Origin of the sequence: Planktotalea sp. (genome assembly GCF_050633725.1) — a bacterium.
Classification (GTDB): Bacteria; Pseudomonadota; Alphaproteobacteria; order Rhodobacterales; family Rhodobacteraceae; genus Planktotalea.
In genome coordinates this window covers 120,411-132,503 of record NZ_JBOEHB010000004.1, presented here as the reverse complement: position 1 = coordinate 132,503, position 12,093 = coordinate 120,411, and the positions used below count along the sequence as shown (strand labels likewise).

Below are 12,093 nucleotides of genomic sequence, written 5' to 3'. Positions count from 1 at the left end.
CTAACTGGCAAGGTCGATGGGCTGGTCAGGCTAATGTTTGAGCCAGAGCGCTGGCGATGGCGTCGCCACCTAGAATCAGGTGCGCTCTTTTCCTGTCCTGAACGCCGGGACCTCTGTTTGATGCGTCAAAGGAGGTCACACAATGACTGCACGTCCAGATTTTCATCGTTTTCACAATGGCCAGAAAGCGCCGTTGCAATTCTCTCCTCAGGAATACGAAGCCCGCCTGTCCAACCTAAGATCTCGATTAGAGGAGCTAGGCGTTGAAGCGGCGGTATTCACCTCGATGCACAATGTGTCGTATTATTCGGGCTTTACCTACTGCGCTTTTGGTCGGCCCTACGCATTGGTGGTTACGCCCGACGCGTCAGTAACGATTTCGGCCGGAATTGATGCGGGTCAACCATGGCGACGCTGTCATGGAGACAATATCACCTATACGGATTGGCAACGCGATAACTTCTGGCGTGCGATCTTTTCAGTAACGGGCGCTGGCAAGCGCATTGGCATTGAGGCGGATCACCTCACATTAATGTTGCGCGAAAAGCTGGAGACTTATCTGAAGCCAGTGTCGATCTTGGATGTTGCACCGACGACGATGCAGCAAAGGATGCGTAAAAGCGCCGAAGAGATTGCCTTGATCCGAACTGGCGCTGCTATTGCGGATATCGGCGGGCATGCCGTTCGCGAGGCGATCCGCGAAGGCGTGCGCGAGATTGATGTCGCTATGGCAGGGCGCGATGCGATGGAGCTTGAAATCGCTGAACGTTTTCCAGGTGCCGAATATCGCGATACTTGGGTCTGGTTTCAGTCCGGCATAAACACCGATGGCGCGCATAATCCTGTAACGGGTCGCAAGTTAGAGCGCGGCGATATCCTGTCGCTCAATACATTTCCAATGATCAGCGCTTATTACACTGCCCTTGAACGCACGATGTTCGTTGGCGAGGTGGATGCCGCGTCGCTCGAATATTGGGAGGCCAATGTCGCTGCTCATGAGTTTGGCATGTCGCAACTCAAGCGGGGCGTTTCGTGCGCGCAAGTGACTGAGGCGATCAACGGTTTCTTTGAACGCCGCGATCTTTTGCAGCATCGTACCTTTGGCTATGGTCACAGTTTCGGAGTGTTATCGCACTATTATGGTCGCGAAGCCGGTCTTGAACTGCGCGAAGATATCGACACGGTTCTTGAGCCGGGCATGGTTATTTCTATGGAGCCGATGCTGACGATTGCCGACGGAGAGCCAGGTGGGGGAGGATACCGAGAACACGATATTCTTTTGATCACCGAAGAGGGTAACGAGAACATCACAGGCTATCCATATGGGCCAGAATTTAACGTTGTTGGCTAACTATAGGTAGGGTGCGTGATACCACGCACCTTACGTTCAAAATACCGACAACAGGCAAAGGCTACTCGTGCAAAGCACAAGTAGCCCGCATTCTGATACACTGCTTCGATTAGATGTCAGTGATATGTTCTTCCAGAAGCTTTTCGTTGCGCGCTTCTTCGATACGGTTGATCCGATCAACGCGCTGCTGATTGTCAAAGCGGTATTTGACAAAATTCACAAGGCTGAGCGTCAAAAGCAGGATGCCGATGCCCCAGAACCCTTTCGTTGCAAGGGGTACTTCGGTGGAAAGCCACAGGGACATGCCTAGTAAACCGTAAGCTGCGACAACACCTGCGCCGTTGAAAAGCATGATAAGGGAGTTGTCGGTTTTATCTACATTGTTCATCATTAAGTTCCTTTGATGAGAGTGCCGCGCGGTGCGGTTTGGAGGGGATTTGATTTAGAAAGGGCGTTATTTTTGTGCCAAACGGGCGAGGATATCCGCGCCAGTCGTTTTGCTTGCCTCGCCAAATCCGGCGGAGGCCATGCGATCTTCAAGGCTGCTGTGATCAAGCGATGCGTCGATCTCTGACAAAATGTCCGATTGCTCAAAGGGATCGTCTTTACCCACGACCTGCGCGATCAGTTCTGCGGCTTCATCAGCGCTAGACGTTCGCGAGATTGTTGTACGAAGCCCCGATTGAATGCACTGTTCTCGCTTTATCGCCTTTGCACTGATTGCACCCTGTTTGAGATCAATGATGCGGCGGTGAGACGTTTCAACGGAGGTGCGCAAGCGGAGGGTCTGTTGTTCCAAGCGATCCAGAGTTTGTTGGCGCAAGGTTGCTTCGTTTTCCATTGTGGCGATAGCGTTTGCCGCTTCACTTGCGAGATCCTGACGTTCCGCATCGAGGGCTTCACGTGTGCGCTCCATCATCGTCGCAATGCGCGTTTGCAAGCCATCGAACTGACGTTGCTCGCTGCGTTGACGCTGAACCAAAGACGCAAGCGTTGCCTTCGCAGCTTTTAGCTGTGTTTCTGTTTCGCGGATTTTTTGATCAATCAACTCAAGGGCAAACGTGTCTTTGAGGCGATCTTCAGCACGTGCATTGGCACCAGTGAAAAGTGTTTTCATAATCGAGATCATAACCGTATTCCTTTTGTGAACATCGTTCATGAAGTTCATATAGTAGGTGCGTGAACGATGTTCAAGAACAAAAATGAACGATGTTCAAAAATTATGGAATGGAGGTCGCATTTGTTAACAAAAGAGCGATCATGCGTTCTATCTGATCCCTTGGCACGCCCGAAATTCGGTTCTCCAGGCCGAGGAGAACGATTCCGTGGATCGATGAAAACAGCCCTCTCGTCATCAAAATCACGTCTTCAGGGGCGTAGTCAGGAAAGCACTCGCGCACGGGGCCGCCGATGAATCCAAACAGGCGTTCCAACTCTGCGAGGTACCATTTGGGCACCTCCATGTCTGTCGACATCCGCAAACTAAATAGTGCGCGCCACGATTCAGGATGCTGGGAGGCATACTCCATATAGGCGTAGGACATCGTGATGAGCCGTTCGGTCGGAGATGAGTTTTCTGCACCAATCAAAGATTGTGCAACGGCTTCTCCGAGAGCTTTGAACGTGCGGCCATTGACGGCAATAACAATTTCTTGGAGATCACCGAAGACATTATAGATCGCGCCGACTGCGCAGCCAGCTTCATCTGCCAGCTTTCGGGCTTTGATCGCGGAAGGGCCTTCGGCAGCGATCACTTTTTCGGCGATATCGATAAGTTGCTCTCGCAGGTCTTCGCGACGTTGCTGGGTCTTGGTTGCCATTTTGGATGTCCTTGAACTTTGTTCACAACTTACCTGAGTAAGAGTGAGGTTCAAGTAAGGTGCGTGATACCACGCACCCTACGCCTCTAATCGCGGGGCTTTTCGAGTTGCCAAGTAAGATTGGCTTTGACCGTCGACCACTCTGACGCGATGATCGAATAACAGGCTGTGTCACGTATTGTGCCATTTGCCATGATCATGTGAGAGCGCAAGACGCCGTCCAGCTTTGCGCCGAGTCGTTCAATTGCGCGACGACTTTGCATGTTCACGAAATGGGTTCTGAACTCGACTGCGATGCAATCCAGCTCTTCAAAGGCGTGCTCAAGCATAAGCAATTTGACTTGCGTATTCATTGGCCCACGCTGAACGGATTTACGATACCAAGTGGAGCCGATCTCAACCCGCCGACTTGCGGCGTCAATGTTCATGTAGGTCGTCATGCCAACCGCTTTGCCGTCGGGCGTCAGGATCGCGAAGGGCAGCATGGAGCCGCTCGCGCGAAGCGCAAGGCGGCGGTCGATCTCAGCGGGCACATCATCCGCATGCGGGATCATCGTGTACCACAGCTTGTGCAGATCACCGTCCGCCGCCGCTTCGGCCAGATCACTGGCATGCGCTTGGCTCAGAGGGGCGAGCACCGCATGCTCACCGCTCAAGGTCACATCTTCTGGCCAATGGCTCATGAAGAGAGGCTCGGGAAGTAATCCTCGCACTCGCCATCGCGATACACATCTGCGGTGCAGCAATGCAGACCGCCACCGAACGCGTAGGCGTCGCGCAATTCAACTTCGACGACTTCCATGCCTAGTTTGTCCATTTGCTCGGCTTGATAGACTTCGGACTTCTCGACGCAGACCGTTTTGGGGTCGAGTACAAGCACGTTCATCGATAGCCATGTGGACGAGTAGCACAAGGGCGGAGGCGCGTTATGTGCAGGCTGAGCCGCATCAACAATTTCCCAGCCGTTCTTTTCAAACATGCCGCGTTGATCTTCGGGTAGGCGGCGCTGTGGGTTGTTCAGGATCAAGCCGGGGCGCAGCGGTGTAAACGTCGCGTCGATATGGATCGGATAGGGATCGCCGGGGAAGTTAACTGTATGTACACGATGATCCGGGAAGTGGCGGCGTAGCCATTCGATACCCTTAAGGTTTGTTGTGAAGCCATGCTGCACCACGAGATCTTTGCCAAATCGCAAAACGTCAGCGGCATCAAAGAGGGGTTCTTCTTCGGTGGTGACAAAGAATTTCTCTGCGGCCCACTCCAAACGCTTCGCATCACCAATTTTTTCGCTCAAATAGTCCGGATGATAGTCCGCATCGGTCAATCTGGGCTTGGGGGCGGTTTCGTGGCGAAACCTCGGGTCTTCATCGAAGTACTGCTGCATCAAGGGACGGTAGTTCAAATACTCGAACCAGCGGCAGCGATAGGACATTGTCGCCTCTAACATTTCACGTCCAACGGTCAAAAGAACGTCGCGCGGCGGCATGCATCCGAACTGGCTTTCCGTGTGAAAATCGGGCGTGCTCACTGGTAGTGAATGATCAATAGAAGTCGGTCTATCGACGCGAATTCCGCGGGCTTTTAGCTGGCCTGCGAAGGTGTCCAAAAGTTCATTCGCGCGATCAATCGTCTCTTGTGGGCGGCGACCCCACTGACCGCGCATATCGCTGTCTTCTGGCACCTTGGCGTCCAGCGCAGGTTCCTCGGGCGGGATGTGGCAATCGTCGGCGCGGCCCACAATCACGTGGCGCAATGTGTCCCATTCGTTCCAGCTTTTGACTTCGGTTTTTGTCGGTGACCAAGACATTGCGCGCGTTCCTTTTAGCGTAGATTTTCGCCATTCTTAGCGAAGCGCCTTCCCAACTGCCAAGAGTTTTGCGACACTCGCGGGGAAAAGTGAGACATGAAAATGAAATATGGGTGATGTAAATTCGATTTACATACCTATATCTAAGATAAGTATTTGTAAGACGGGAGAATTTATATGTCAGATTTCAACGCGCAAGTCCGCGAGTCGCAAGAACAGGTCGCGGAAGCGCAATCGAAGATTTCTGAGCTGACCAGCCGCATCGAAGTCGCACGCCAAAAGATGAAGGCGGGCGATGAGGCGATGATCGACATTGAGAACGCTAATCTGGAAGACGTGCACGCCCATACGGATGTGATGAATGCCAATATCGCCGAGCTGATTATGGGGCTTGATGACGTCACTGCGGCCTTCTCCAAAGACTTCGATGAGATGCGCAACAAGACCGGCTGGGAAAGCTTTGTCGGCATCTTCGCGGGCGCCAAGTCCGATGCGATGCGTCAGGAACGCGTGCGCTCTGCCTCGATCGACGACAAATTGCAGGATCTGATTTCGAAATCCGACGTGATTACCAAATTGCTTGAAGGCCAGCTAACGGTCCTGAACGATCAAAAGACCAAGGTTGAAGCGAACCTCGCCGAAACACTGGACGAGCGTGAATTCACCGTCGGCGAACTCGAAGACGTCAAAGCGCAGATCATGGCCGCAGACCCAGAGATCATCGCGTTAGAGGGCAAAATCGCGGTTGAGCAAGACGCCGCCGCGCGTACAAAGCTCGAAACAGAGCTGGCGGATATGAACGCCAAGTACAACGAGCTGGTGCAGGAGGAGCAGGTCAAGCTCGCCAAGTCGCAAACGCTGGAGCGTTATATCGAGAAGGGTAAGACCTGGATCGATTCACTGCAAAATCAAGCGGCGACGCAGATGGTGTTGATCAACAAGCTGGAGACCGACACGAAACAGCGTGTGGTTCTCTATGATGCTTTGACAAAGTCGTTGAAGACGGCGCAGCAACAGGACGTCGCGCATCGCATCAACGAAATTGGTGTCGAGACCGATCAAGAAGCGCAAACCGCTATGGCTGCGATTGGCACGGCGACGAACCAGCGTATGGCCGACATGATGGAAGCGCATGAAGATCACATGGTCTTTGCCCGTGATGTGTTAGAGGCGAAAGCGAAAGCGGACGAGCGTTTCGCGCGTAGGTTCGCGCAGATCGTGGAGAAGCACGATAGCAATGCGTATGGTGGGTAATTGAATGCTTAGAACGCCTAAGTTTTGGTTCTTTGCAGCGACACTATTTCTAATCGCGTTTGCTTACTTCGGTTTCAGACTTTATTTTGTGGAACTTAGAGAAGTCGAAGCGATCGGGATTTCACTGAGTGCCGCTTTTTCATGGGGATGCTTTTCAAAATGGCAATCGTTAAAGTTGCAAAGTCAGGCTGACAGCTTGTCTGACAAGTTGCAAGTTGACATGCATGTTCCAACAGGCTTTGACGGGTTTTCCGGTGATGGCGGTGGATGATTTTACAGAAGATCATGTCGGCCTCAGCGATGCCTTCGCCTCGCGCCGTTATTTCCGCAAGTTCGGAAAGATCACGCAGCATTTGATGCGGGTCTCTGCGGTGATGCAGGCGGAGGGGCGGCTCTCCAAAGCGGACGTAGAGGTCATAACGCGTTATGTGACGAAGCTCTCGTTTACCTTCCGCGCGCTTAGCATGAAATATCTGCTGGTCGGGCGGGATACGGGGCAGTTCTTTGGCTCGCTCTCTATGGACACGCGCGAGAGCGGGTTTCCTGTGCATCGCGAATTGCTCACCATGGCCAATGATGCTGCGCAGGCGGACAAGCATCTCGCCAATATGCCCTCGGTTGAGGAGTATAAGCAGCAGATGGTGCGCCGTATTGTGGGCGATCAGGAATTGCCGACGCGGTTGCAGTTTTCTTTGTCGCAACGGCTCTATTACGAGGAGCTTGCGCGCGGGGAGCTGTTCTGGGCGCAGAATGATCCCGATTGCATTTGGGTCGAAAACCTTGGCGACGGGAGGCGCAAGTTTCTGGTGCATTGGGCGGTTTATGACAGCCAAGTGAACCTGCCTGTGATCTACCTGATGGAGCTTGAGGACAGCGGCAAGACGGCGCTGCCAAAGGATCAATACCGTTGGCCCGAGGTGCAAGCGCATCTGATGGGACAGGCGTTGGCGGGGTTGAAGCTCTTGACGATTGCCAAGGGGTTCGATGAAGCCTTTGACGATCTGCACCCCAAGTCGCTGCGGCGTTTCCATTTGGGGCCGATGTATTCCAGCGGGTATACCCAGCAAACGGGCCCGCTACGCAAGGTTCTGGAAGAGGCCAAAGCGCCTGTCGGGGAAGATTGGGCGCTGGCATGGACGCGCGAAGAGTTAGAGAGTGAGCGGGTTGAGCGCGAGCGATCTGGTTGGTTCGGCACCGTTGATCGCGAGGTTTTTGCGCTAGATCCCTTTGCGGGGCGCGGCGCGGACACGGGCGCAACGCGGATGGAGCGAAGCATCATTCTGCCAGAGCGCCCCTATCAGGTGCTGGAAGAGCAAAACCCACCGGGATTTTCATCGGTGCGCAAGTTTGTGGTGTCTTCGAGTGGGCGGGTTTTGAGTTATCGTTAGGCGGAGCCTTCGGCAGAGCGGCCCTTCGGGGAGAGTTTATTTTGGAAAATGAAGACATTTGGAGAGACTAGATGAGCGTGACAGCCGATCAGATGGAATTGCGGGAAGCGGATATTCAGAAGCATTATCCGGCGGCTTTGGCGTTGCTTACAGGGTTTGATCATGCGCCGCGTATCGCCAAGGCGCGCGAGGCGGCGGTTGAGAAATCGGCAGGGCTTGGCACGCGGCGGCGGTTTCGTTCGACCACTCCGGGTTTGGTGACACGTTCGAGTGCGCGTGCGGAAGGCGTTCAGTTGATCGCGCGCATTGAAGGCGATGAGGGCGCGTTGGTCTCGCCTTTGCAGGCGACGGTGATGAATTCCTTGCGCCGCGCTTTGGCGATCTCGATGGCTGTAGCGGAGAATTATGCAGAGCAGGTTGGTCTCTCGGATCTAAAGCGCGCGAACCTTGAGGGGGGCGTTGCGGCAGGCAAAAAGGCGGAGTTCTCAGAGATGCTCACGGCGGAGGCATTGATCTCGCTTTATGTGTTTGCCTCTGCCTCGTCGTTCTTGCTGTCCACTCATGCGAGCGAAGTGGCCGTCGCCTTGGGCGAGGTTGAGGAGGTGTTGACGGACAATGCGCCGCTCGCCCTGCACGGCGCGCTTTGGGAATTGGATCAGGATATAGCGGATTATGGGGATGATGATCCGAAGCTGGTGGCCGTGGTCATGGCCCATGCGGAGGCGCTGATGGATAAGGTCGCAGCGCGCGCTCAGAATGCGGGGCGGCTCGAGGCATTTCGCAGTGCCAATTGGAAGGTCGAAGCGGATGATTTCGTGGTGCATGGATTTACGCCAGCGGCCAAGGGCAAGGCGTCCAAGCTGACCATGACGTTCAAAAAGCCCAACGAGATTGTGGGCAACCATATTGCCAAATATCAGGCGATGAAGCTGTCCAAGATGCTGATGGCCTATGATTTCGAGCGCAGGTTGAACCCCTTTGCGGAACTCGGTGGATTTATCTTTACCTTCATGGGCGACGGCGCGCCGGGGACAGGCAAAACGATCCTGATCCAGATGATGGCTGGTCTGATTAACGGTTATTGCGAGACCGCGGGCTACCCGTTCCGTTATCAGAACCTTAGCACCGAAAACATCGACAGCTATCAGGGTAAATCGGGGCAAAACGCGAAGGCGTTCATTAACCATGTTATCGACCCGAGCGTGATCGGCTTTGGAACGATTGACGACATTGACCAGCTTGCGGGCAAACGCGGGGATCGACAGTCCTCGGCGGGGCAACTCGAAATCACCGCTGTGCTGATGGAGAGCTTTGCGGGCGCGAACACCGTCGTGCGCGGGAATTGTACCTTCGGGATGTTCTCGAACTACCCTGAAAACGTGGACGATGCTTTGCGCCAACGGGCTGGAGCGCGCTTCCTCGTGGATGGGCCGCAAACGCGGGAAGATTACATCGACATTCTCTCGCTCTTGATGGGGAAAAACCACGATATTCCGCTGGGTGAGCATAATCTGTTCGAGGCGCAGGCGATCAAAAAGGCGGTTGCAGCCAGCTTTGAAAGTCACGGAAAGCCGCATGAAGAGGGACTGATCAAGGTTTTTGATGCGGTGCAGGGCCGTGTCGGCGAGCTGGATACAATTGCAAAACTCGGCACCTATTTGAAGGGCATTCAGGAGGCGGACGAACGCTTTACGGGCCGCGCGATCAAGAACATCACCGACGCCGTGAAAGTGCGCGCGATGGACTTTGAATTGCCCGATGAATGGATGGAAGAGCCTGAGCTGTTCCTGTTCAAATCTTACGACGAAAAGAAGGGCATGATTTCCGAGCTACGCCAGCCGATCACGGTGGACATGGTCGTGCAAGAGATCAACCGCTACGCCGATAGCGAGTTCCGCTATGCGGATAAGTCGGACGAGGTCGCGATTGACGCGATGGTGCGGGATTATGGGCGGACCGAAGAGGCGAAAAAGCGGTATTTGGAGTCGAAAGCATGAAGCGGGTTCGGGATGTTCTGGGGTGGCTCTTTCTGGTGACGCCTTTGGTTTGGCTGGTTCGATTAGTGCGTGGCCTGTTCAGAAAAAAGGCAAGCCAATGATTACGCGCCAAACAGATGTTCGGCTAAAGAGCGCCTTCCCCATGGGGGGAAGGGAAGGCGCTGCGAGACGTAGTCTCGCTGGTGAGTGGAACGGGTGTTTGGAGTGATTGTATAATGCTTGGACCAAAGCGAAAGAAACCCAAGAGGTCATGGAAACACCCTTTAAGGAGAGCTAGGCGGCTGTATTTGGTTTCCGCGACGCCAATGAAGTTTGGAGTTTGGGGGACTTTCTCCGTCGCTGTTGTGTTTGCATTTTTGATGTTTGGCCCAGTGCCGAACTGGCTAGGGGTAGGTCCAAACAAATGGGGCTATTTGTGGAATGCACCTCCCAATGAAGTCGGAGATACCCTTGCTGGAATCGCAGGCACTCTTGCGTTTCTTTGGATCATTGTAACAGTTATGCTACAGAGCAAAGAACTGTCGGAGCAACGGAAAGAGCTCAAGCTTACTCGAAAAGAGTTTGAACGTATGGCAGTGGCTCAAGAGGCTCAAAAAAAAGTAGCTGATGAACAGGTTGCGATCTTTCAGTTAGAGAATCGTAAAAAGGCTGAGATGGAAGCGGATGCTTTGGTATTTCAGCTGTTGCGAGAAGTTTCACAATTAATACAAGAAACGGAGATTTCAATCCATTCTCGGCAGAGATACGAAGGGCACGTTCCAAGCGCAACATTATACTTCGCATCGAGGAAAGAACTGACGTCCGATGACAATTACTTACGCTCTGTGCTTATCGAACTTTCTGAGTTCTTTGAAAAAGCGACCAGTTTTTCCGGCAAGTACAGTACAAGTGAAGAAGTTGAATTTCCCGAAGCTTTTGTTGGGGTATTAGCGCGAATTGAACAATTGCGTTCGAGTGTTGGTCCAAAATCTGCTAGCACAGAAAGAGTTCTAAAAATGAGTTGCGTATACAAAATCCCTGCAATCTTGAAAGGACTAGAAGCATTGCCGCTTTGGTCAAAAAGCAATGCGGCCGAATCTCAAAAGACTAGGACCGCAATATGATCCACCTCATCCAACGCGGCCTGATGTTTGGCAACCTCATCCATGTCGAAAGCCCTGCGCTGATCGAACGGTATAATCGTGCGCTCATGCATCTCACGCAAAAACAAACCAAGCTGACCGATTTTCATATCGACATATCCGGCTATTCGCCCGAGATCGGGGATGAGCTGGGTGATCCGCTTTATCTCAACCATGCGGGGGTGAATCGGCAGTTTATTTTGCTCTCTACGGATCAAAAACGCTCGCCGCTGTTGAATGCGAAGTTTTCGACCTCCCGTTCCATCTTGCGCCATTTCATCGAGGAAAATGAAAGCGAGCTTTTCGCCCTGACCGCGCGCGATGCTGTGGCGGGCGAGTTGGTGAACTCGGTCTATTCTGTCGATAGTCCCGCGCGTCTGTTTGACATTCGCAAGGTGCGACTGGAGGCGGATACGACTACGGGCATGGTCGCCGAGGCGCAGGCGCTGGCGGACGACGTGGATCGCTTTATGCAAGAGGAAGACGCGTGGTTCGATGATGTCTTGATCGCCGATATGATCAGCAAGGCCAAGCGCACGGGGGATGTGACGCGCAACCCGATTGCGCTGAACCTGATGGAGTTCGAGCAGCGCAATTTCTGGACTGCGCATTTTGGCGGGCTTTATGTGTTTCAGGGGATGGATCACCCTGCGGTGATTTCATCGGGTGATAAATCGGCGCTGGGCAAGCTGCCGATCAAGTATGTGTTCGACATGAAGGATCGTAATCAAATTGCGAAGTTCCTTGAGTATAACGATCTGGCAGAGCCGATTGTAAAAGCGCGCGGCATAGATGCGGCGGCGATTTTGCAGCAAAAGATGGATTTCATCGTTGTTGATACCGCGCAGGAAAGCGGGATTGATCTAACGGGCGCAACGCGGCGCGATATTCGCGCGCTGGCGCGCCGTCACGCGAGCGATTTGCCAGAAGAGTTTCACGGGCTTGCCTCGCTTTTGCGCTGGGCCGAAGAGGGCGGTCGTTGGCCGCGCATCACTTCGGATCATCCTGCATATTTCTACACACTGCGCTCTGCGGATCATGAAGATCGTGACTTGGTGAATATGCTGCTGTCGCAATTGTCCCCCAAGGACGTGCGCCAGTTGTTCATCTGTCATAAGGAGCTGTTCTATCAGCTTTATGCGGGCTGGCATGAGACCAAGAAATCCTATGTGGCGGATTTTCTGGATCGGGAGTATCAAGTGGATAAGGCAGGTGCGCGTGATGCTTTGTTTGGGCATGAGGCACAAATGGAAGAACCCGCGCGAAAACGCTCTGGCTCTAAGGACGGGCCTTGGAGTGTGAGCAATAAGAAGATCGCTGCGGTTGGCCCTTGGGGCGCGGTAAGGGGAAAATGA

11 protein-coding genes are annotated in these 12,093 nt (G+C 53.5%); 6 read left to right on the top strand and 5 right to left on the bottom strand.

All coding sequences use genetic code 11. From position 1 onward, the window contains the following. Positions 1-142: 142 nt before the first annotated feature. The gene (locus ACRBCU_RS05335; RefSeq protein WP_431364338.1) at positions 143-1,351 is read left to right on the top strand and encodes an aminopeptidase P family protein; all 1,209 of its coding nucleotides are present in this window, start codon (positions 143-145) and stop codon (positions 1,349-1,351) included. Positions 1,352-1,460: 109 nt separating this feature from the next. Here ACRBCU_RS05335 and ACRBCU_RS05330 read toward each other — a convergent pair whose 3' ends face one another. The 5 genes from ACRBCU_RS05330 to ACRBCU_RS05310 form a co-directional block, all read right to left on the bottom strand. Continuing rightward, the gene (locus ACRBCU_RS05330; RefSeq protein ID WP_431364337.1) at positions 1,461-1,739 is read right to left on the bottom strand and encodes a hypothetical protein; all 279 of its coding nucleotides are present in this window, start codon (positions 1,737-1,739) and stop codon (positions 1,461-1,463) included. A gap of 66 nt (positions 1,740-1,805) precedes the next feature. Continuing rightward, positions 1,806-2,480: a PspA/IM30 family protein gene (locus tag ACRBCU_RS05325; RefSeq protein WP_431364336.1), complete on the bottom strand. Its 675-nt coding sequence runs from the start codon at positions 2,478-2,480 to the stop codon at positions 1,806-1,808. A gap of 91 nt (positions 2,481-2,571) precedes the next feature. Next, complete coding sequence (locus ACRBCU_RS05320) at positions 2,572-3,171, bottom strand: TetR/AcrR family transcriptional regulator (RefSeq protein ID WP_431364335.1); 600 nt, start codon at positions 3,169-3,171, stop codon at positions 2,572-2,574. 86 nt (positions 3,172-3,257) lie between these two features. Beyond that, on the bottom strand, positions 3,258-3,854 hold the full coding sequence (locus ACRBCU_RS05315) for a GNAT family N-acetyltransferase (RefSeq protein ID WP_431364334.1): 597 nt from the start codon (positions 3,852-3,854) through the stop codon (positions 3,258-3,260). After that, a complete protein-coding gene (locus ACRBCU_RS05310) occupies positions 3,851-4,978 on the bottom strand; it encodes a serine/threonine protein kinase (RefSeq protein ID WP_431364333.1) in 1,128 nt (375 codons plus the stop codon). Before ACRBCU_RS05310 ends, ACRBCU_RS05315 begins: the two co-directional genes overlap by 4 nt. A gap of 177 nt (positions 4,979-5,155) precedes the next feature. Between ACRBCU_RS05310 and ACRBCU_RS05305 the strand changes: the two genes are divergently transcribed. The 5 genes from ACRBCU_RS05305 to ACRBCU_RS05285 all read left to right on the top strand — a co-directional run bounded on the left by ACRBCU_RS05305 (position 5,156) and on the right by ACRBCU_RS05285 (position 12,093). Further along, positions 5,156-6,232 carry a hypothetical protein gene (locus tag ACRBCU_RS05305; RefSeq protein ID WP_431364332.1) on the top strand — a complete coding sequence of 359 codons (1,077 nt, stop codon included), beginning with the start codon at positions 5,156-5,158 and terminating at the stop codon, positions 6,230-6,232. 224 nt (positions 6,233-6,456) lie between these two features. Next, a complete protein-coding gene (locus ACRBCU_RS05300) occupies positions 6,457-7,620 on the top strand; it encodes a hypothetical protein (protein ID WP_431364331.1) in 1,164 nt (387 codons plus the stop codon). A gap of 71 nt (positions 7,621-7,691) precedes the next feature. Beyond that, positions 7,692-9,617 carry an ATP-binding protein gene (locus ACRBCU_RS05295; protein WP_431364330.1) on the top strand — a complete coding sequence of 642 codons (1,926 nt, stop codon included), beginning with the start codon at positions 7,692-7,694 and terminating at the stop codon, positions 9,615-9,617. A gap of 305 nt (positions 9,618-9,922) precedes the next feature. Beyond that, the gene (locus ACRBCU_RS05290) at positions 9,923-10,720 is read left to right on the top strand and encodes a hypothetical protein (RefSeq protein WP_431364329.1); all 798 of its coding nucleotides are present in this window, start codon (positions 9,923-9,925) and stop codon (positions 10,718-10,720) included. After that, positions 10,717-12,093, top strand: coding sequence for a DUF6638 family protein (locus tag ACRBCU_RS05285; protein WP_431364328.1), 1,377 nt, complete (start codon positions 10,717-10,719; stop codon positions 12,091-12,093). Before ACRBCU_RS05290 ends, ACRBCU_RS05285 begins: the two co-directional genes overlap by 4 nt.

Coding starts and splice junctions, on each gene's coding strand:
- ACRBCU_RS05285 (WP_431364328.1), top strand. CDS start 10,717: ATGATCCACCTCATCCAACGCGGCCTGATGTTTGGCAACCTCATCCAT.
- ACRBCU_RS05290 (WP_431364329.1), top strand. CDS start 9,923: ATGAAGTTTGGAGTTTGGGGGACTTTCTCCGTCGCTGTTGTGTTTGCA.
- ACRBCU_RS05315 (WP_431364334.1), bottom strand. CDS start 3,854: ATGAGCCATTGGCCAGAAGATGTGACCTTGAGCGGTGAGCATGCGGTG.
- ACRBCU_RS05320 (WP_431364335.1), bottom strand. CDS start 3,171: ATGGCAACCAAGACCCAGCAACGTCGCGAAGACCTGCGAGAGCAACTT.
- ACRBCU_RS05310 (WP_431364333.1), bottom strand. CDS start 4,978: ATGTCTTGGTCACCGACAAAAACCGAAGTCAAAAGCTGGAACGAATGG.
- ACRBCU_RS05295 (WP_431364330.1), top strand. CDS start 7,692: ATGAGCGTGACAGCCGATCAGATGGAATTGCGGGAAGCGGATATTCAG.
- ACRBCU_RS05300 (WP_431364331.1), top strand. CDS start 6,457: ATGTTCCAACAGGCTTTGACGGGTTTTCCGGTGATGGCGGTGGATGAT.
- ACRBCU_RS05305 (WP_431364332.1), top strand. CDS start 5,156: ATGTCAGATTTCAACGCGCAAGTCCGCGAGTCGCAAGAACAGGTCGCG.
- ACRBCU_RS05335 (WP_431364338.1), top strand. CDS start 143: ATGACTGCACGTCCAGATTTTCATCGTTTTCACAATGGCCAGAAAGCG.
- ACRBCU_RS05330 (WP_431364337.1), bottom strand. CDS start 1,739: ATGAACAATGTAGATAAAACCGACAACTCCCTTATCATGCTTTTCAAC.
- ACRBCU_RS05325 (WP_431364336.1), bottom strand. CDS start 2,480: ATGATCTCGATTATGAAAACACTTTTCACTGGTGCCAATGCACGTGCT.